Genomic DNA, 19,950 nt, shown 5'->3' with positions numbered 1-19,950 from the left:
ATGAGGGATATGCATGATTCACAACTTTGATGAAACGATTAATCGAATAGGTTCTGATTCTGATAAATGGGACAATGAAGGGAAAGGCGGCAAATTAATTCCGCTGGGCATTGCCGATACCGATTACAAGGCACCACGTGAAGTATTAGATGCTGTAAAGGAAAAGGTGGATTTTGGCGTATTTGGTTATGGATATTTTCCTAGTGATCGATTTACTGATGCTATTAAAGGTTGGTATGGCCGCCATCATAAAATTGATATAAGAAAAGACGAAATTAGTTATGCGCCTGGATTAATGACAGGGGCGTTATGGATGTTTTTAGATGCTTATACCAATCCGGGAGACAAAGTAGTGATACAGCCTCCTGTCTATGCCACCTTTAAAAAGGTAATTGAGAATTTTAATAGAAAAGCAATCGATAATCGATTAATTTACCACGATGGAGATGGTTATCAGATTGATTTTGAAGATTTAGAAGCCAAACTAAAGATGCCCGATGTGAAAATACTCCTTGTATGTAATCCTGCCAATCCAATTGGGAGGGTATGGACAATAGAGGAAATGAAGAAAATGTATGATTTATGTCGCAGGAATAACGTGATGATAATCAGTGATGAAATTCATAGCGGCATGATTCATAAAGAGCTCCCTTTTCACTCCTTTTTAGAGATTTGTGAGGAAGAGGATCAACATGTTGTAGTGATGAACTCCCCAAGTAAAACCTTTAATCTAGCATCTTTTTTTAGTGCTTATGTAATTATAAAAAATAAAAATATGAAGAAAGCATTTGATGATATTTACGCAAAATATCACTTTGATTATAACTATTTAGGAGTCGAGGCTTTAATCACTGCTTATAATAAATGCGATTATTATGTGGATGAATTAAATGCTTATTTACGAAGCAATATTGATTTTTCGATTGATTATATCCATAAACATTTACCGAAGTTAAAAGTTCAGCATCCTGATTGTTCCTATTTGTTATGGATTGACTGTGATGGGCTGGGCCTCACCGGTACGGAATTGGCTGAATTTTTTACAGACGCAGGGGTTAGAGTCAATGATGGGAGTTCATATGGAAAAGATAGTGGGAACTTTGTAAGAGTAAATATTGCTTGTACAAGGTCTTTACTAGAGCGCGCATTGAAACAGATTAAGTTAAACTATGACAAAAATGGTTTTTAAAAACTAATTGAACTGTGAGGTTTTGCGTATGGGGAACAAACCTGAAAATCAGGGAAAAGCACCTTCTGAATGGGAAGAAAAATCTTATAAATTTCCGGTGTCATTTAAATATGCAGTGATTTCTGTTTTAATCTTTTTCGGATTGCTGCTTACGGGAACACTTGCTTTTGGTGCATCCCTAGAATTAATGTTCTTGTTGTTATGGATTGTCGTGGCATTGCTTGTAATGAAACTGGGATACAAATATAATGAGGTTCAAAATATGGCTTGGGAGTCGGGGAAACAATCTTTTGAGCCGAATACGATTATTTTAGTAGTTGGCGTCATGATTGCTACCTGGATGGCTTCTGGTACAATCCCTTATATTATGTATTGGGGCTTAGAATTCATTTCGCCGCAATACTTTTTAATCACGGCCTTGCTCCTTACATCAGCGACATCCCTTGCAACCGGAACCTCATGGGGGACATTGGGTACAGTGGGTTTAGCTTTAATGACAGTGGGTAATGCACTTGGAGTTCCCCAAGCAATGACAGCAGGTGCCATTATTTGTGGTTCCTTCTTCGGAGATAAGTTGTCGCCATTGTCTGATAGTACAATTTTAGCAGCTACGGTTGCCGGCTCTAATGTAATGTCACACGTAAAACATATGTTATGGTCAACTGTCCCGGCGTATATTCTAACAGCAATTATATTTATCATGTTAGGCTTAAAGTATGGAAAAAACGGATCGAATATGGAGGAGATTCAACAAATCACTGGTGTAATATCAAAGCATTTCAATTTATCCTGGATTTCATTGATTCCTCTTCTGGTTGTACTAGTGATGCTCATAAAGGGTATTCCATCTATTCTCTCGCTATTAATGGGAGTGTTTAGCGGCATGGCAGTCGCTGTTTTTACTCAGGGATATAATTTAACAAAAATGTTTGATATCATGACCAATGGATTTGTGATTAAAAGCGGCAGTACGTTAGTTGACCCCATTCTAAGCAGAGGCGGGCTCTACAGTTTAATGAGCTCATTTCTTGTTGTCCTTTTAGCCATGTGTGTAACGGGAATGCTGGAGCAATCTGGGATTTTGAGTTCTTTAGTGGAGCCATTAGTCCAACGAACCCACGGCTCTACTTTTAGAATAACACTAGCTACAATGTTAATCGCATTAATCACAAATATGATTGGCTCATCGATGTTATTAACTGCAATTGTAGCGGGTTCACTTATGAAAAATGTCTTTAAAAATAATAATTTGGCACCAGAAAATCTTTCGCGTAATATCGAGGATGTTGGTACGATGGGAGCACCAGTTATTCCGTGGAATTCTAACGCAATCTATTGTTCTCAGATGTTGGGGGTATCACCATATGCCTATTTCCCATATGTCTTCCTAGCCTTCTTTGTCCCATTATTCGATTTAGTTTATGGTGCCACTGGATTTGCAATAAAGAAGTTAAAGCCTGAGAAGCATGAAAAGCCTGAGAAGCATGAGAAGCTTGAGGATGTTGAAATAACACCTAAAGCAATCTAAGTAATGAGAGTTTTTATATAGGCGATTCCTGATAACATTTATAGGAATCGCCTTTTCATATGAAGAAACCTGTTTACTATCCGATCGGTGACCAGTGTAAAGGATAGGGGGGCAGGTTCGATTGTGCGAAGGGCTGTCACATCTTGATATGTAACCTCCTTTGGAATAATTAAATATTTAGCCTCATTCAAACTCTTTCATAACTCTCCAAAATAATGACTTATTAATTTTCAAAAAAATCCTCATTTAAGTAGCTCCATGTAAAGAAGTTTATATTGTTTTACCTAGAAAGAATTAAATAAATTCCTAATTATTGTTCAAGTAGTTACAACAACTATCTTGTTTCTTTCCTTTTAAACTTTCTTGGCTTTTAATCAAACGTTTTGAAATTTGAGTGGGTACATGTTTTCTTAGTCTTGAAGAAATTTTTCTCAAACGTGATAGGAAATAGGAATGATGAACCTATAAGAGGCAGAAAAAATAGTGATTTTACAAGGAATTAAAGATTGGCACGAATATTGCAAATATATATTTATGACTAAGAGAAAAGGAGGTAAGTGATGTATAAAGCCGTTATTCTAGGGACTGGGCCTGCTGGGTTAACCGCAGCCATCTATTTAGCACGTGCAAACATAAGTCCTTTAGTTATTGAAGGGCCTGAACCAGGGGGGCAATTGACATTGACAACAGATGTCGAGAATTTCCCTGGTTTTCCAGAAGGGATTTTGGGACGAGAGTTGATGCAGAACATGCGAAAGCAAGCTGAGGTTTTTGGAGCAAAGTTTAAAAGAGGCTGGGTAAAAAAAGTCGACTTATCCGATAACCCTTTTACTTTAACGGTGGAAGGAATAGGGGAGCTTAAAACGCAATCTTTAATCATTTCAACGGGAGCTTCGGCGAAACTTTTGGAGATTCCAGGGGAAAGAGAAAATATTGGACGTGGGGTAAGCACCTGTGCAACATGCGATGGATTTTTCTTTAAAGGAAAGAAAATTATCGTTGTTGGTGGCGGAGATTCTGCTATGGAAGAGGCAAATTTTTTAACGAAGTTTGCTTCGGAGGTTCGGGTTGTCCACCGCCGAAAGGAGCTTCGTGCTTCCCAAATTATGCAAGATCGTGCCAAAAAGAATCCAAAAATTACGTGGAGATTAAATTCTATTCCTGAAGAAGTGATTGCAGGGGATCGACACGTTACTGGTTTGAAAGTAAAAAACAGCGAAACGGGAAAAGTGGAAGTTCTGGAAACAGATGGGGTTTTCGTTACCATCGGCCATAAACCGAACACAGCGTTTTTAGACAATCAAATCAAAACGGACGATTTGGGATATATCAAGGTGAATCCTGGTACAACCGAAACGAATATTCCAGGTGTTTTTGCCTGTGGGGATGTTCAAGATCATAAATACCGCCAAGCCATTACGGCAGCAGGAAGTGGGTGTATGGCTGCTCTGGATTGTGAAAAATATCTTGATGCTATTGAATTATGTAGTGAAAACAATCAATCTATCATAAATAACCAAATATAGGGAGGGTTTTAATATGAAAGAGATTAAAACAAAACAAGAGTTTGAAGAGGCGATTTTATCAACAAAACCAGTTATGGCCAAATTCTATGCCGAATATTGCCCAGACTGTCAGCATACCGATTTATTTATGCCCATCTTGGAAGAAGCGTATAAAGAAAAAGTAGACATAATTGCAGTAAATCGAGAAGATTTTCCAGAGGTATTAGAGAAGCTGGATGTGTACGGAATCCCGAGCTTTATTGTTTTTCAAGAAGGGAAGGAACTGAACCGCTTTGTAAGTAAACTTGGAAAAAGTCAGGAAGAGGTTGAACAGTTTCTTGATCAAATTGTAGAAGCAAGTGGAAAACAAGGATAGAAAATCCTTGCCTGGAGCCAATAAATATTGAGCACTCACTCAATATTTATTGGCCATTTTATTAATCTCAATGATCTTATCAACTTTTTTTCATAGAACCTACACAGCTATTAGTGTTCGAATAACACACTGACTTTGTACATGTAGGCGTTGCCTTTTCATGTTTCTTGTGACGCTAATCAAAATATTAATAGGGCAAGTAGTAAAGTTTGGCATAGTGACAGGAACTGCTATTATTAAGTTTTTAACAGTACGTGATAGGGATAGGGGAGGATAGTATTTAGAAAATTTCATTTAATATTCGTTAATAAAGCGGGCTATTGTTGAGGGCAAAAATCTATTTCTTCATATATTACGTTATGAAGAAAGGAGGATTTCAAATGAATTTACCACAATTTCCAGGAGGACAGAACTTCCCACCAATGGGAACACCACCAGGATTCCCAGGAGGCCCACCATCAGGATTCCCGGGAGGCCCACCATCAGGATTCCCGGGAGGTCCACCATCAGGATTCCCAGGAGGTCCACCATCAGGATTCCCAGGAGGTCCACCATCAGGATTCCCGGGAGGCCCACCATCAGGATTCCCGGGAGGAGGCCCACCATCAGGTCAAATGCCAACAGCAGCACCGCCAGAAGCAATACCATTTATGCCTACATGGCAACAACAAGGGTCTACTGGCATACACTCTTGCTTATTCTCTAATACGTATATCTGGACATTCGATGGAGCTAATTTTTGGTTTTTCCCAATCGCAGTAACAAGGGATCAAATATTTGGTTATCGCTGGAGTAGCCGAAATAGAAGATGGAGTTTCCGTGTAGTAAATAGACGTAATATATTACATTATCAGTGTTTTAGATAATTTAATAAAAAAGTGCCTTCTTTTCTACGATGTAAAAGGAGGCATTTTTTGATAATTGGGAGGAAATAAGCTTTTCCCGATTTACCTAGTACAAGCTCTGATAACAAACTGTTGGTTTCATTCCTTATCCTATGGAGTATTAGCAAAAGGGTTCGTTGCATACATTTATATCTTTTAATGGTAAAATGTACAAATAATTACCTTGTATCGGTTGTTGAATAGAAGTGGAATATCAAAAAGGAGGGATTTTAATGGAAAAAGTAAAACTACACTCATTTTGTTTAAACCTACTTGGGGCAACACATGATTATCAAGAAGATTGGCAAGCGGATCGTTATCATATTGGTGGAAAGATGTTTGCGATGATGGGGGGAGATTCTGAAAGAAAACCTATTATAACTCTAAAATGTGAACCTACTCACGCTGAAGAGTTAAGAGAGGCTTATGAAAGTATTGTCCCTGGCTATTATATGAACAAAACCCACTGGAACTCTATCTATATTGATTCAAGTTTACCCACTGACTTAATAGAAAATCTAATACTACATTCTTATAATTTAGTTTTTGAAAAGTTAACAAAAAAAGCCCAAAAACAAATTATTTCCGGGAGTCACAACGAGCATAGCAATTCCCGATAAGGCGCGACAAATATAATATTTTATACTATTTTTTTCTTGCAAACGGTGGTTTTATGTATGTCTATGATAAGCGGAATGAAGGATAGTGAAGGGGGAAAATCATGACAATGATGATTCGAGAAGCAAAAATAGAAGATGCTAAGGAAATTGCAAAAGTTCATGTTCGGAGCTGGCAAACGACATATAAAGGGATTATGAGTGATGAGTTTTTACAAAATCTATCAGTTGAAAAAAGGACAGACCTATGGAAAAGCAATATTCAACGTGTTGAAGATATAGTGATTGTTGCAATAGTCGATGACAAAATAATTGGTTTTTCATGTGGGGCAAAAGTGAAAGAGGAGGAGTATCCCTTATACGATGGTGATGTCACATCCATTTATTTTTATGAAGAATATCAGGGAAAAGGATATGGTAAGGAATTGCTTAGTTATTTGCTTGAGAAATTTAAACAAAAGGGTTTTAAAAACGCCATTGTCAAAGTACTGGAAGAAAATAATAGTCGTTACTTTTATGAAAAATTAGGTGCAAAACTGATTGATCAATGTACTATCCAAATTGCAGGAGGACAAGCCAATTTATTAACGTATGCATGGGATGAAATTTAATAGAAAAATAATTAGGGAATCCTAAGGGGGGCTATAATAAATTGGATGGACAGTTACAAAAAGCGATCAATTTAAGAGAAAAAGGTCTATTAATTGAATCAAATTCACTATTATTAGAATTAGTTAGCGAATGTCCAGATGAAGCTCTAATTAATTACCATTGTGCATGGAGCTATGATGCATTAGGGGAGGAAGCGAAAGCAGTTCCTTATTATGAAAAAGCTATACAACTTGGCTTAGCTGATAAAGATCTTGAAGGTGCATTACTAGGATTAGGAAGTACATATAGAACGCTTGGTCAATATGGAAATGCGAAAAAGACACTTCTAAAAGCGATCGAATGCTTTCCAAACAATAAGGCCCTTCAAGTGTTTTACGCCATGACATTATATAATCTAAAACAACACCACGAAGCAATGGAACTTCTCTTACACTGTATTGCTGAGACATCACAAGATCACAATATTTTAGATTATAAGAATGCAATTGAATTTTATGCAAATAAATTAGATGAAACTTGGAAATAACTTGTTTTAAAAAGTTTGTTTTTACTCTATACGCAGTGTTTGATTTATTTTAAAATAATACGAAGTTAAGAATAAAAAATATGATTTTTAAGTAACGTATTAAGGAAGTGTACCATCATGAAATTACAACAGCTGCAGCAACAACTTGCTGAAAATGGATATGTTATGGCTGCAAATCTTATTCCATTAATTGAGACAGGGAATGAAGTTATATCAAATATTTCCAAAGTGTTTGAGTATTGTCATACTTCAGCAATCGACTTTTCTGATGATATAGGTATCCTCTATACACAAGTGAAAAGTATCTCAACGTACGACCCAAAATATCATGACATTTTACTACATGACTTGCAAACGATCATACAAGAAATCATCAATCCATCTGATGAATTAGTAACCATTTTCATGGAAGATGATGAATTACAAGAAGCCAAAATGATGTATCAAAATGCGATGAACTGTGATTTCGATGCTCAATTAGAACTTGGGGAATTTTATAAATTCATAGGACATAATGATTGGGCATTTGTTTGGTATGAAGCAGCAGCAAATCAAGGGAATCTCGATGCGATCTACTGGCTCGGTAATTACTATTATGATGGGACGATTGTAGAAGAAAATTGGGAGAAGACATTTGAGTGCTATAAGGAAGCAGCGTTAAAAGGGCATGCGGATGCGATGAATAATTACGCAGATATGTATTTTCGCGGTGAGTATGTAGAAAAGGATGACAAGCGTGCATACGAACTGTTTTCAATTGCTGCAGAACGAGGTGTGGCAGAATCTATGTATACACTAGGGTATATGTACGAAAATGGAGTAGGTATTGAAAAAGACCTAGAAAAATCAAACCATTGGTTCACACAATCAGCATTAGCAGGCGATGTGTTTGCCGCCAATCGTCTTGGCCATGAAGCCTTCCAGAATGATCGAGGTGAAGAAGCGATTCACTGGTACCAAATGGCTGCTGACAAACAAGATGTTGACGGTGAATTCAATCTGGGCTTCTGCTATGAATCTGGTACCGGAACCCCGATCAACATGAAAAAAGCGAAGTATTGGTATCAAAAAGCTGCTTTGCAGGGGGATGAAGAAGCGAAAAGGAAATTGAAAGAACTATAGAGAGAGAACGTACCTTCATTTAATCGGGTGCGTTTTTTTTCGATAAGGAAAGAAGGAGTAATATTCCAAAAACGTAAATAATCCTAATCTTATATTACTCCAGTTTAATATTATCATTATGTTCTTTCCCGCTACTATCTTCCCATATAATTTGAATCTGATATGAATTTCCTTCTTTAGGAGCATCTCCTAAATATATATCAGGATATGAAAAGGGATGTAGGGAGTATACTGTTCCATCAATATCATCTCTTCCTTCATAAAACTCTGTTCTCTCTACTAATACTTTATCTTCTTCTAAAAATTTGATTTTCTTTACAGTAATTTTTTCTTTGTTTTTTTGTTTAATGGAAGCTAACCACCCTATTGAGCTACCGCCGATTTTTTGTTCTTTATACATTGCTTTCCATATTCCATTTTCAGAGTTTCCCTTCATTGTACTTTCTGTATAATCCCAATAAACGAATGCTAAAATCACTAAAGTTACCGTAAAAACTAAAGCAGAATAAAATTTCATCATTATTCTTGCCTCCCCCTAAAGAATAAGTGCTACAAACATAAGCTGAAAAAACATTGAAATAATAGAAGAAGCATTGGATTTTTTATCAATGCTTCTAATCATTGAAATAGGATAGTAACATTTCTCTATTTTCTGGATAATCGTGTTGAATTTTTTTAAAATCATTAAATGTTTTCCAAGAAATTTCTTCAATTATTTCATCTGGATCGTGGTATGTAATTTGGCCATCAATCACGTTGCAAAGAAAATAAGATGTGGTGACATGATAATTTCCGATTAATGCTTTTTTGATCTGTAACAATTTATTTATCCCTACATTATAACCAGTTTCCTCCCACACTTCTCTTACACATGCTTCTTCTGCAGTTTCGCCATTTTCAATGCCTCCAGAAGGAACACTCCAGCTTGAAGTATCTTTTCCTCTAACCATTAGTAATTTGTTATCTGACATAATGATGGCAGCTGCACCGTTCCAAAATTTCTGCATTTCATTCAATATCATCACTCCTATGAAAATATATAACTGTTGAATCTTTTTTCTATATTCTTAACATCGATTTATTTTCATTATACTGTATATAATTGCACTAAATATAATTTTATATAATAAATGGTTTAATATGTTAAAATTAAACAAAATGAAATATGTTAAAGGGGGATGGAGTTGAATTCTAAGACTAAATTGATAGCACTGTTATTATTATGTTTATTTGTTGTGAGTGGATGCAATTTGGCAAAGAATCAAGATGAACAAAGTGCAAATAATGTGAGTTTGCCACATGATATACCAAAATTTGTGAAGGATAAGGATTTTGAAAAAATAAATTGGGACAAAAAAATTACTCAATTTGATACAGAATCAAGAAGCGATATGGTTGGTAACAAAGATAAAATCGGATTCATAGGACCAGAATTAAAGGCCAATCAAGTGCAAAAGTGGTTATGGCATTTTTGGGGAATTGATAAAGGGGAAATAACAGTCATTGGTTATAACAAAGATACTGCAAAAATCACTCCTGTTTTTAGCGATGCAGTTTGGACAAAGAATGTACTCGGTGGTGGCAAAATTAATGGGGCTGATGCGAGTATGCCTTCAAACGTTGTCTTACCGGAATCCGGAAAATGGGCACTGTTAGTTTATATTGATCATCATTTGTTTGATACGTTAGTAATGGATATAAATGAGTAGATTTCAGAAATATAGATTAATTGGATTTTATTTTTTTGGAATATTTTGTGTATTTTAATTTCCTTTGAACCACTTGTACATTGATACGATCCACTTTGTCATAGCCTTCCGTTACTGATTCTTTTCGTTTGTTTTAAAAATTCTCAGATGTATTTGTTCATAAGTCTGCTCGTAAACTACCCGGCATCCATTGTTTGAAAGTGTATTTTTTCTTCACTAAAAATAGCGGGTCAATCCGTTATCAATTCAACATTTATAAAGGGAGGGTTTTATGAAAAAGCTACTGGGTGCATTATTATTAGTAGTATTATTAGTTGGATGTTCAGAACAAACGACTCAGGGAAAAGGGGAAGTACATTCAACAAAATGGGAAGTGAGTCCAACTTTCGATATTCCCGTAAATTTCGGTGATGGTAAGAAAGGAAAATATGTATTGATTGGAAAAGAAGGGAGAATGGGATTCTTAATTGGATCAGGTAGTGGGGATCATGTTGCAATTGATCCAATTATTGAAGGAAAAGGAAACAAGTATATGTGGCATTTTTGGGGAAATAAAGACGAGTTTGATGGACCTTTAAAAGTAGTAGGCATCAATGAAAAAGGCGAGAAGCATAAGATATTAACGGATGGTGATAGTAAAGTTTGGTCTTATCCAGGTGTTGGTATAAGTCCTAATAATGGTGCAACTACACACGTACCTTCTTTAATGGAGTTTCCCACTGCGGGGTTATGGAAGCTAAAGGTTTACATTGATGATCAATTATTCGGAGATATTGTTGTCGATGTTGAAGAAAGTTAATACTTAAAAAGGGTATCGATAAACTAAAGTAATCTTTAAACATGAGGGGAGTAATTTAAAATGGATGCCGTATTTAAAACAGAACAAGGAATTTTCAATTATAGGGTAGTTGGAGTTTTGGTAAAAGAGGGTCATATTTTAATACATAAATCTGTCAATGATTCTAATTGGTCGCTACCAGGTGGTAGGGTAAAAATATTAGAACAAGCTCAGAACGGATTGCAAAGGGAACTTCAAGAAGAGCTTGGCATTGATGTTCAAATAGAGAGATTACTATGGTCAGTAGAAAATTTCTTTAAATACAATGAAGATAACTTTCATGAAATAGGATTCTATTATCAAGTCTCAACAGATAAGGATTATGAGATTAATTCAAACCAATTTTACGGAATTGAAGGCGAAAGCTTGATATATAAATGGGTCCCAATCGCTCAACTTGATGAAGTCGATCTATATCCTGAATTTATAAAAACAGAAATTAAAGATATCACTCATTATCCTAAACATATTGTTGTGAAAGACTGTTGATTTTGGGACGGTAGCGTTAAATTTGGTTGAAATGAAAGAATCATTTAGCAATTACTATTTGTAAAATTTCAATGTATAGCTGTTCATTGTATAAATGCTTGGGGGTGTTTATAAATGAAAAGAATTATGTATGTGATTTTTTTATTCGCTTTTGGAATTATACTTGCAGCTTGTTCTGAAAAAGAAGAACTGTTAACAAGAGTGGATGTTCAAAAAGTTAACGAAGAAGGAAATTATGAAGATGTTTTCATGATTACGGACCAACAAAAGGTAGATTTAATAAGTAACTATTTAGAAAATGTGAGTTGGGAACCTAAAACAAAAGTTGAAATGGCAAGAAAAGAGGATATATTAGCAACTCTATTCTACATGATTGATAAAAATATACCTGAGAAAATTTATGAATATAGAATTTGGTTTAATAAAAATGAAACTGCAATAATTATCAGCAATAATGAGAAAGAAGGATTTGGAAGATTGGATAAAGAAAATTCACAAAATCTAAAAAATATCTTATTAAATGAATTTAGTACATCAGTTTAATAAGAATGGGCAAAACTTAAAAGGAATTTGTGTAAATGTATCATACAGCATAGACAATAATAATTAATGTCATCAATACAATTGCTAAGATATTCCTAAACTTAAATAACTTCATTTCTTTATCAGAGAACACTGGTTCTTCTTTATAACGCCATTTTTCCAAAAATAAAATCGCTTCTTCTGGTTCATATAATCCCCATATCGCTAATCCGTAGAATGGTAAATGGATTACAATTAATAAAAATAACATATGAATCAGCCTCCTTTTCCTTATAATTATTTACGGATACCAGAAGTAAAGGATTCACTTTATCAATATGTAATGTAATTTTTTTTAACTGAGGTAACTTTTTTCGTTATAGATACTTATTCTACAAATTCATAAATCTTTATTATGCAATTTCATTCTAAGTAGTTGACAATTTATCACTTGAGTAGTAAAGTGATGACAAGAACAAAGAAAGGAGGACAACAATTTGAAAAAGAATACACTTGAATCACTTACTTGGATGCGAATGACACGCTTCGTAACAGAGAGTAATCAGTTATCGAATGAGTTTTTAAAACGCTTTGATTTAACAGTGGCGCAGTTTGATGTACTGATTCAAATTCAAACCTATCAGCCAATTACACAATCCGAACTTGCAGAGAAAGTAACGGTTACACAAGGTGGAATTTCACGAATGTTAGCTCGACTTGAAAAGGATGGCTTGATTGAGCGTAAACAGGAATGGAAGATAAAGAAGATTTCATTGACCGAAAAAGGTGAAGATATATTAAAAGTTGCAACACCTGAGCAAGTGGCATTCCAGTCCTCCTTCTTCAATGAAGCATTAACAGAAGAAGAGCTAAGGCAATTATATGAATTAACAACAAAGTTACAAAAACACACACATGAAAAAAATTTACAACCAGAGTAAATTTTTTTAAGGTATCACTTGATTGATCAACTGAAAAAGGAGCGATTTATATGAAAGGGCATCACCATATTTCAATGCTAACAAAAAACGGAAAGAAGAATAATCATTTTTATCAAAATATTCTAGGATTACGACGCGTGAAAAAAACAGTAAACCAAGATGATCCATCGATGTATCATCTATTTTACGGAGACGAAGTAGGAAATCCTGGACTTGATATTACATTTTTTGAAATGCCAATTGCAGGAAGCACGAAACGAGGCACGAATGCAATTACACAAATCGGTTTATTAGTACCAAGCTATGAAAGTTTACAATATTGGAAAAAACGCTTTGAAGACCTAGATGTAAAACACGGTGATATTACAACATATATGGGGCAGGATGCATTGTTCTTTGAAGATCATGAGGATTTGCGAATGGTCCTTTTAAATAATAATGGTGCTAGAATTCCGACAACATGGCAGCCTGTTACCTCATCAGAAGTACCAGAGGAGCATCAAATTTTCGCTATGGGCACAATTGACATTACTGTTCGTTATTTAAATAAAACAGTTAATTTGTTGAAAGATTTATTTGGCTTTACAGTTGTTGAAAATGAAGTTGACTTTGTTCGTCTTCAATCTGTTAAAGGTGAACGTACGGGTGAAATTGTCGTGAAAGAGCTTGAAGCAGATAGTGAAAAACCAGGTCGTGGAAGTATTCATCATTTAGCCCTTCGAGTTGAAAATCAAGAGGAACTTGAAATGTGGAACAATAAGTTAATCGATTATGGGCTTCATACATCTGGGATTATTGACCGTTTCTACTTCCAAAGTTTATATGTACGTGACAGAAATGGAATATTATTTGAGCTGGCAACAGATGGACCAGGTTTTACTGCAGATGCAGCAGTAGAAGAACTAGGGCAAAAATTAGATTTACCGCCATTTTTAGAAGGCGAACGTGAACTAATCGAAGCAAAACTAGAACCGCTTGATTAAAAGGAGTGAGTAAAATGATGGAACAATATCGTATCGATCCTTCAAAAGGAATGGAATTTGGTTTATATACATTAGGGGATCACGTGATGAATCCCTTAAACGGTGAACATCTTAGTGCAGAACAACGTATTCAAGAAATCATTGAAGCTAGCAAATTAGCAGACCAAGCAGGTATCGATGTATTTGCAGTAGGTGAGAGTCATCAGAAATATTTTGCTTCACAAGGTCATACTGTCATTTTAGGGGCAATTGCTCAAGCAACAAAAAATATTAAAATTGCTAGTTCTGCCTCTGTCATAAGTGTAGCAGACCCAGTTCGAACATATGAAGACTTTTCAACAATTGATTTGATTTCACATGGCCGAGCTGAAATTGTTGCAGGTCGTGGTTCACGTGTTGGAGCATACGACTTGCTTGGATACGATTTAAATAACTATGAAGAATTATTTGAAGAAAAACTTGAATTGCTAATACAGTTAAATAAAGATAGTCATATTACTTGGGAAGGCAAATTTCGTCCTTCACTACAAAATGCAGAAATACTGCCTCATACAAAAACAGGGTCACTTCCGATTTGGAGAGCAGTAGGGGGGCCACCAGGAAGTGCTATTAAAGCAGGCTATGCTGGTATTCCTATGATGTTAACGACTTTAGGTGGTCCAGCAGAAACATTTAAGGTTTCTGTTGATGCTTATCGAGAAGCGGCTGAACGTAGTGGTTATGATCCATCTGAACTACCAATTGCAACGGCATCATTATTTTATACAGCCGAGAATTCTCAAGATGCTGTAGAAGAAATGTATCCGCATCTAAATGCTGGAATGCAGTTTATTCGTGGAACTGGCTATCCAAAATGGCAAGTGGAAGAAGGACCAGATCGTCACCAAGCATTGATGGTAGGTAGTCCTCAACAAATTATAGAAAAAATGCTATATCAGTATGAGCTATATGGTCACCAACGTTTTATGGCACAAATTGATTTTGGAGGCGTACCGTTCGATAAAATTATGAAGAATATCGAATTAATCGCTACAGAGATTATGCCTGCTATTAAAAAGTATACTAAATCATAGCCTTAGGGATAGTAATAGTAGGAAGTTCAAAAAAATGAGCAAAAAAAGACCTGTCAACAATATGAAAATGTTGGCAGGTCTTTTAATTAGAAATAGCACTTTTAACTTTGCTGTTGATAATTGCATAAAAATTGGAGGGAACCGTAATCAGTGGTTCCCTCCAGTGTGATAAGCCATAACAAAACGTTAAATAAAATATAACTAACTTCCATAAGTTTATTTTTTGATGAAATTAAGATAAGATTGTTCATCCGAAAATTGTTCATTTTTAATGAAATCTTCTGAAATGATGTAAGTTCCATATAAGTTGCCTTTTTTGATTTTGAAAAAGCATACTTCTTTTAGAATCGGACTTTTTTGGGGCTTTATAGTATCCCTTGCAATTTCTAACCATTCATCGTGATTTTGATTTGTGTCTAGCTGAGTTACTCTTTTTCCAAAAATTGTTCCATCACCCTTAATGATAATGGCAATATCATGTTTATGTAAATTGCTTGGATTAATATGAGCCATAATCGCATCTGCATATTTGGCAATAAATCCCCCCATACAGTCTATATTTTCTTTGCCAATCACTACCTGAATCATAATCATACCCCCCGACAGAGGAAGAAGGCTCTACATAGCGTTTGACACACTGATACACTTGTTCTTTTTTCGTATGTGGTAATGCGTCAATATGCTTTAATAAGTTGCGGAATGCTATACTCATGCCTTTTCCTCCCAAATATTTATTCTTAAAACCATTATAAAAGTATTTCGAACAGGTCTCAAATATCAATATTCAAAGTTTGTAAAATTTAACCAAAAATCCGATTGAATGATATACTCAAAATAGGTAATTGTTCTGAAAAGTGAATGTATAGAAAAATTCATCAGATTCTACTCACAAAAAAGGAGATAGCGTAATGAAAAAGGACAAATTGGAATACGTTAAGGTTGCGTGTTTAGTTGTTATAGCAGTAAGTCTATCTATCATTGCTTGGAAATCAGTGAGTCAAGTTTACGAATTACAACTAATTGAAGATCAGTTATATGAGATTGGAAATAGAATTAGTCAACTGAATGAACATTATTAATGAAGGATCAACTAATTCAGAGCTTATTCATGAAGTCATGATTCAAGATTTTTCAGAAATATCGAAACGATCCAGTACCTTCTTGTTTCGGTGAGAAAACAGCTATATGTGGATATTCGTTAAAAGAATTGATTCTCAATGAGTAGGTAACTGAAACATACTTAGAAAGTTCTTGTTGCTTTTACTAACTCATGAGTTTTAAATAGAATCATTAATTGGTATAATATGTATAAGATAGTTGGTACTCGAGGGTGGTTGGCATACTCCAAATATAGGTTCGCAGACTTAAATCGCCGCGTACTGCGGCAACGTTTGCATAACCCACATTGTGTGGGCCCGGGGGGTGATGCCGTGACAGTATTTGAAGCGTTAATGTTCGCAATTGCGTTTGCAACGTTAGTCATTACAATTCTGTCATTTAATCATAAAAAATAACCCATCCTTGAGTTGAGCGCTCTGCGGGGTGGGTTATCTTATCCTTTACAGCCAATCCCCTTATGGGAACCAACTATCTATTTGGCCGTTTGATGCACTAACATCGGCGGTCTTTTTTTAATTTATGTTGCTATTTATTTTAGTATACGTCGATATAATTATTTTTTCAATGTTAGTCACTTATAAGAGCCTACTTAATCAGTAAAGTTTTCGATGAAATAAAAAAACTGAATAGCAGTTAAATTGCCACCCAGCTTTCTTCGTTTCATAAGCTTACGCTTCGATATCTTTTACACCTTTATAAATTAATTCGAATAATTCTTCGATACTTTCTTCTTCGATACAAGAGAAGGCTACACGTAGATCCGTGTCGCTTAGTGCGATTGTACCAACGCCATATTCTTCTAAAAGGTGAAGACGTAATTTGTCAGCATCAACAGTTTTTAGTTTTAAGCACATAAAGTATCCTGAGTTAAATGGGTAGTAATCCCAAGCACTTTCGAATTCAGAGTTTTCAAGAACGGCTTTAACTTTGTTTGCACGGCCTTTCATGATGTTGAATTTTTCTAGTTTTTGTGCTTCAAATTCAGGACTTTGAAGTGCATGTAGTAAGAATGTTTGTGATGGATGTGGTCCACTTGAGATCGTTGCACGGATAATACCTTTTGTCTTTTCTTCAAGAGCAGCTAACAACGCTTCACTTGTATTACCATAAGTGATGAAACCAACACGGAATCCCCAAATATATTCTTCTTTTGTTGCTCCATCGACTTTCACTGCAAGTACACGTTCGTGAACATTACTTAATGCACCGAATAATGATTCATGTAAAGAATCTTCAAAGAACAATGAGTAGTAAGCATCATCAGTAATTGCCACCACATTGATTCCAGCATTAGCAGCATCAGTAATCGCATTTACGATTGCTGCACCTTCTTCAGCACCTGGTGTGTAACCAGTTGGATTGTTCGGGAAGTTTAATAATACAATAGCTTTTCCTTTGTCTTTTTGACTAAGGATGGCTTGACGAAGACCTTCTGCATTGAATTTGTTATCAGCATTATAAAGTGGATATGTTACAGTATGCGCATGTCGACGGATACCGAATACCATGTCATAGTTTTCCCAGTTCTTATCTGGAATGATTAAAGCGTCACCTTCATCTGCAAACAAATCAGCTGCAATACTTAAACCATGAGTTAAAGCATTTGTAACGATTGGATTACTAAAAGTTTTGCCTTCTAATGAAGGACTTTCAGCAAGCATTTTTTTACGCCATTCTTTACGAAGTGCAGGTTTACCCGCTGGTGGTGCATATAAGTATAAATCAGAAGGTTCATATGCAGATAAAGTGTCTTGAATTACTTTTAAGTGCATTGGTTTACCATTTTCTAAAGCTGTGCCGATTGTAGCGTTGTACTTGTTCGCTTTTTTCCCAGCTTCGGCTGATTGACTTAAAATTCCCTCTTTCGGGAAATACAATTCTTTTGCTAAACCAGATAGCATGTCATATACATAAGGATTTTCTTGTTGAATAGTTTCATTTAATTCTTTTGCTAAACTATGCATGTTGTCATTCGCCTCATTTCGATATACTACGAGTAATTATACATGATTATTAGGAGAATTGAATTTATTTCATAATAATTTTATTAAGTTTTTTTTATTTATTTTTTTCTCTAGGATGTAAAAATTTACAAATATGATTTCCCTTTATTTGGATGTGGATTTTCGTATAATTAAAGGGTGTTCCAAATAAAAGCAAGTGAAATTAAATTACATTAAATAGTAGGGAGTGTTATTTATGAATTTAACAGCTAAAACGCCGAAGCCACCTTATTATGCGGTTATTTTTACTTCCCAGCGTACAGAAGCAGACAATGGATATGCTGAAATGGCAAAAAGAATGGAAGAACTGGCATTAAAACAAGAAGGATTTCTAGGCATTGAAAGTGCGAGGGATGATGAATTAGGAATTACTGTTTCCTATTGGGATTCACTTGAGGCAATAAAGAATTGGAAAAATAATATATCACATCAAATCGCTCAGAAAAGGGGAAAGGAAGAATGGTATCAAAATTATCATGTAAGAATTTCCAAAGTTGAGCGAGATTATTTTGCATCAAAGGATTAATGAGTTTGAAATTAATATGATTGATAATCTTAATCATCTAGACAATATCCATTAAGATTTATACACTATGGATATATGAAAAAATGAAAGGTGATTATATGAGTACCACAATTGCGATAGAAAAAAAGAGTACTTTTTGGGTTGTGATCATTTTAGGTTCATTAACTGCCTTTGGTCCACTCTGTATGGATTTATACTTACCCGCTTTACCTATGGTTGCTAATGACTTACATACATCAACATCAGTTACTCAATTTAGTATGACCGCTTGCTTTATTGGGCTTGCAATAGGTCAAATGTTTTTTGGTCCACTGAGTGATCTTTCGGGACGAAAAAAACCTTTAATTAGTGCACTTATTTTGTTCACGCTTGTTTCATTTCTTTGCGGCCTGACCAGTTCAATTATAATCCATCTTATTTTACGATTTATGCAAGGTTTCGCAGGTGCTGCTGGAATTGTGATTGCAAAAGCAGCTGCGCGAGATCTGTATAGTGGCAAAGAACTGACGAAATTTATGACAATCCTTGGTTTAGTGAATGGTATTGCACCAATTGTTGCACCACTTTTGGGTGGATTCTTATTGGCAGTTGGAGATTGGCATTTTATTTTCTACTCACTTTCACTTGGAGGTACCCTTTTACTGATTGGTGTACTTTGGCAACTTCCTGAAACATTACGTGTCCAGGAGCGTACAGAAGGAAACTTTTTTACACCTTTTAAAGCATTTCCTATCATTATTAAAGATAAAGAATTCATGGGGTATTCATTAACCCAATCTTTTATTTTAACGTGTATGTTCGGATACATAGCGGCTTCTCCATTTGTCTTACAAAAGATGTACGGCTTATCTCCTCAATGGTTTTCAGCATCATTTGCGCTAAATGGCCTTGGTATTGTACTGATGACACAACTGACAGGACGCTTAGTTGGGAAATATGATGAACGAACGATTTTAAAATTCGGAGTTTGGCAAGCAACGATTGGATGCTTACTATTGCTCATGGTTGCAATCTTTAAATTGCCACTGTTTATGATTTTGCTAGGTTTCTTTATCACTGTCTCAAGTGTTGGTCTTGTCTCGCCAACAGGGTTTTCTCTAGGCATGCAAAACCAAGGACAACATGCAGGAAGTGCGTCTGCAATGCTAGGTTTACTACCATTCTTGGGTGGTTCGATCGTATCTCCATTAGTGGGGATTGCAGGGGAACTTACTGCACTTCCGATGGCGATTGTTATGCTTGTATGTGCTTTATTGGCACTTGTGATTAATAGTACGATGATAAAAAATGTATAAATCTTAAAAGTAAACTAGATGGAAATAACGATAATAATAGAGAGCAATTTTTAGTTAATACGAAACGAAATAGCTTGAAAAAGGAGCATTCAA

Annotated in this window: 24 protein-coding genes and 1 pseudogene; 19 read left to right on the top strand and 6 right to left on the bottom strand. The window is 35.4% G+C overall.

Annotated features, from left to right (window positions below):
- Positions 1-13 precede the first annotated feature (13 nt).
- The 9 genes from ABE048_RS02385 to ABE048_RS02345 all read left to right on the top strand — a co-directional run bounded on the left by ABE048_RS02385 (position 14) and on the right by ABE048_RS02345 (position 8,359).
- On the top strand, positions 14-1,189 hold the full coding sequence (locus tag ABE048_RS02385; RefSeq protein ID WP_430308879.1) for a MalY/PatB family protein: 1,176 nt from the start codon (positions 14-16) through the stop codon (positions 1,187-1,189).
- Positions 1,190-1,217: 28 nt separating this feature from the next.
- A complete protein-coding gene (gene nhaC / locus ABE048_RS02380) occupies positions 1,218-2,717 on the top strand; it encodes a Na+/H+ antiporter NhaC (protein ID WP_430308878.1) in 1,500 nt (499 codons plus the stop codon).
- Positions 2,718-3,277: 560 nt separating this feature from the next.
- A complete protein-coding gene (trxB, locus tag ABE048_RS02375; protein WP_430308877.1) occupies positions 3,278-4,243 on the top strand; it encodes a thioredoxin-disulfide reductase in 966 nt (321 codons plus the stop codon).
- Positions 4,244-4,256: 13 nt separating this feature from the next.
- A complete protein-coding gene (locus ABE048_RS02370) occupies positions 4,257-4,598 on the top strand; it encodes a thioredoxin family protein (protein WP_430308876.1) in 342 nt (113 codons plus the stop codon).
- Between the two features lie 380 nt (positions 4,599-4,978).
- Positions 4,979-5,464: a hypothetical protein gene (locus ABE048_RS02365; RefSeq protein WP_430308875.1), complete on the top strand. Its 486-nt coding sequence runs from the start codon at positions 4,979-4,981 to the stop codon at positions 5,462-5,464.
- 251 nt (positions 5,465-5,715) lie between these two features.
- Complete coding sequence (locus ABE048_RS02360) at positions 5,716-6,102, top strand: MmcQ/YjbR family DNA-binding protein (protein WP_430308874.1); 387 nt, start codon at positions 5,716-5,718, stop codon at positions 6,100-6,102.
- A 101-nt stretch (positions 6,103-6,203) separates the two neighbouring features.
- On the top strand, positions 6,204-6,710 hold the full coding sequence (locus ABE048_RS02355) for an N-acetyltransferase family protein (protein WP_430308873.1): 507 nt from the start codon (positions 6,204-6,206) through the stop codon (positions 6,708-6,710).
- Between the two features lie 41 nt (positions 6,711-6,751).
- On the top strand, positions 6,752-7,237 hold the full coding sequence (locus tag ABE048_RS02350; protein ID WP_430308872.1) for a tetratricopeptide repeat protein: 486 nt from the start codon (positions 6,752-6,754) through the stop codon (positions 7,235-7,237).
- 117 nt (positions 7,238-7,354) lie between these two features.
- Positions 7,355-8,359, top strand: a complete 1,005-nt coding sequence (locus ABE048_RS02345; protein ID WP_430308871.1) for a tetratricopeptide repeat protein — start codon at positions 7,355-7,357, stop codon at positions 8,357-8,359.
- Between the two features lie 94 nt (positions 8,360-8,453).
- Here ABE048_RS02345 and ABE048_RS02340 read toward each other — a convergent pair whose 3' ends face one another.
- A complete protein-coding gene (locus ABE048_RS02340; RefSeq protein WP_430308870.1) occupies positions 8,454-8,879 on the bottom strand; it encodes a hypothetical protein in 426 nt (141 codons plus the stop codon).
- Positions 8,880-8,973: 94 nt separating this feature from the next.
- Positions 8,974-9,366: an NUDIX hydrolase gene (locus ABE048_RS02335; RefSeq protein ID WP_430308991.1), complete on the bottom strand. Its 393-nt coding sequence runs from the start codon at positions 9,364-9,366 to the stop codon at positions 8,974-8,976.
- A gap of 177 nt (positions 9,367-9,543) precedes the next feature.
- Between ABE048_RS02335 and ABE048_RS02330 the strand changes: the two genes are divergently transcribed.
- The 4 genes from ABE048_RS02330 (at position 9,544) to ABE048_RS02315 (ending at position 11,938) form a co-directional block, all read left to right on the top strand.
- Complete coding sequence (locus ABE048_RS02330) at positions 9,544-10,068, top strand: DUF4871 domain-containing protein (protein ID WP_430308869.1); 525 nt, start codon at positions 9,544-9,546, stop codon at positions 10,066-10,068.
- A gap of 271 nt (positions 10,069-10,339) precedes the next feature.
- A complete protein-coding gene (locus ABE048_RS02325; RefSeq protein ID WP_430308868.1) occupies positions 10,340-10,867 on the top strand; it encodes a hypothetical protein in 528 nt (175 codons plus the stop codon).
- Positions 10,868-10,927: 60 nt separating this feature from the next.
- Positions 10,928-11,395, top strand: a complete 468-nt coding sequence (locus ABE048_RS02320) for an NUDIX hydrolase (RefSeq protein WP_430308867.1) — start codon at positions 10,928-10,930, stop codon at positions 11,393-11,395.
- 114 nt (positions 11,396-11,509) lie between these two features.
- Positions 11,510-11,938 carry a hypothetical protein gene (locus ABE048_RS02315; protein WP_430308866.1) on the top strand — a complete coding sequence of 143 codons (429 nt, stop codon included), beginning with the start codon at positions 11,510-11,512 and terminating at the stop codon, positions 11,936-11,938.
- A 40-nt stretch (positions 11,939-11,978) separates the two neighbouring features.
- On the opposite strand, the gene ABE048_RS02310 is transcribed toward ABE048_RS02315, so the two are convergent.
- Entirely contained in the window at positions 11,979-12,188 is a 210-nt protein-coding gene (locus tag ABE048_RS02310; protein ID WP_430308865.1) for a hypothetical protein, read from the bottom strand.
- A 226-nt stretch (positions 12,189-12,414) separates the two neighbouring features.
- On the opposite strand from ABE048_RS02310, the gene ABE048_RS02305 reads away from it, so the two are divergent.
- Genes ABE048_RS02305 through ABE048_RS02295 form a run of 3 tightly spaced genes read left to right on the top strand, consistent with a single transcriptional unit; the run spans position 12,415 to position 14,914 of the window.
- The gene (locus ABE048_RS02305; protein ID WP_430308864.1) at positions 12,415-12,858 is read left to right on the top strand and encodes a MarR family winged helix-turn-helix transcriptional regulator; all 444 of its coding nucleotides are present in this window, start codon (positions 12,415-12,417) and stop codon (positions 12,856-12,858) included.
- 50 nt (positions 12,859-12,908) lie between these two features.
- On the top strand, positions 12,909-13,841 hold the full coding sequence (locus tag ABE048_RS02300) for a ring-cleaving dioxygenase (protein WP_430308863.1): 933 nt from the start codon (positions 12,909-12,911) through the stop codon (positions 13,839-13,841).
- A 17-nt stretch (positions 13,842-13,858) separates the two neighbouring features.
- On the top strand, positions 13,859-14,914 hold the full coding sequence (locus ABE048_RS02295) for an LLM class flavin-dependent oxidoreductase (protein WP_430308990.1): 1,056 nt from the start codon (positions 13,859-13,861) through the stop codon (positions 14,912-14,914).
- A gap of 216 nt (positions 14,915-15,130) precedes the next feature.
- Here the strand turns inward: ABE048_RS02295 and ABE048_RS02290 are convergent, their stop codons facing one another.
- Positions 15,131-15,502 (bottom strand): hypothetical protein, encoded by a 372-nt coding sequence (locus tag ABE048_RS02290; RefSeq protein ID WP_430308862.1) that lies wholly within the window; start codon positions 15,500-15,502, stop codon positions 15,131-15,133.
- Between the two features lie 3 nt (positions 15,503-15,505).
- Positions 15,506-15,626: pseudogene (locus ABE048_RS02285) on the bottom strand (IS1595 family transposase); the annotation flags it as partial.
- A 196-nt stretch (positions 15,627-15,822) separates the two neighbouring features.
- On the opposite strand from ABE048_RS02285, the gene ABE048_RS02280 reads away from it, so the two are divergent.
- On the top strand, positions 15,823-15,993 hold the full coding sequence (locus tag ABE048_RS02280) for a hypothetical protein (RefSeq protein WP_430308861.1): 171 nt from the start codon (positions 15,823-15,825) through the stop codon (positions 15,991-15,993).
- A 708-nt stretch (positions 15,994-16,701) separates the two neighbouring features.
- On the opposite strand, the gene ABE048_RS02275 is transcribed toward ABE048_RS02280, so the two are convergent.
- Entirely contained in the window at positions 16,702-17,997 is a 1,296-nt protein-coding gene (locus ABE048_RS02275) for an aminotransferase class I/II-fold pyridoxal phosphate-dependent enzyme (protein ID WP_430308860.1), read from the bottom strand.
- Between the two features lie 235 nt (positions 17,998-18,232).
- Between ABE048_RS02275 and ABE048_RS02270 the strand changes: the two genes are divergently transcribed.
- The gene (locus ABE048_RS02270; RefSeq protein WP_430308859.1) at positions 18,233-18,562 is read left to right on the top strand and encodes an antibiotic biosynthesis monooxygenase family protein; all 330 of its coding nucleotides are present in this window, start codon (positions 18,233-18,235) and stop codon (positions 18,560-18,562) included.
- 98 nt (positions 18,563-18,660) lie between these two features.
- Positions 18,661-19,857, top strand: coding sequence for a multidrug effflux MFS transporter (locus ABE048_RS02265; protein ID WP_430308858.1), 1,197 nt, complete (start codon positions 18,661-18,663; stop codon positions 19,855-19,857).
- Positions 19,858-19,950: the final 93 nt, after the last annotated feature.

It is taken from the genome of Rummeliibacillus pycnus, from assembly GCF_050459865.1.
Classification (GTDB): Bacteria; Bacillota; Bacilli; order Bacillales_A; family Planococcaceae; genus Rummeliibacillus; species Rummeliibacillus pycnus_B.
Note: the sequence above shows the minus strand (reverse complement) of the source record. Positions and strands in the feature narration are given on the sequence as shown.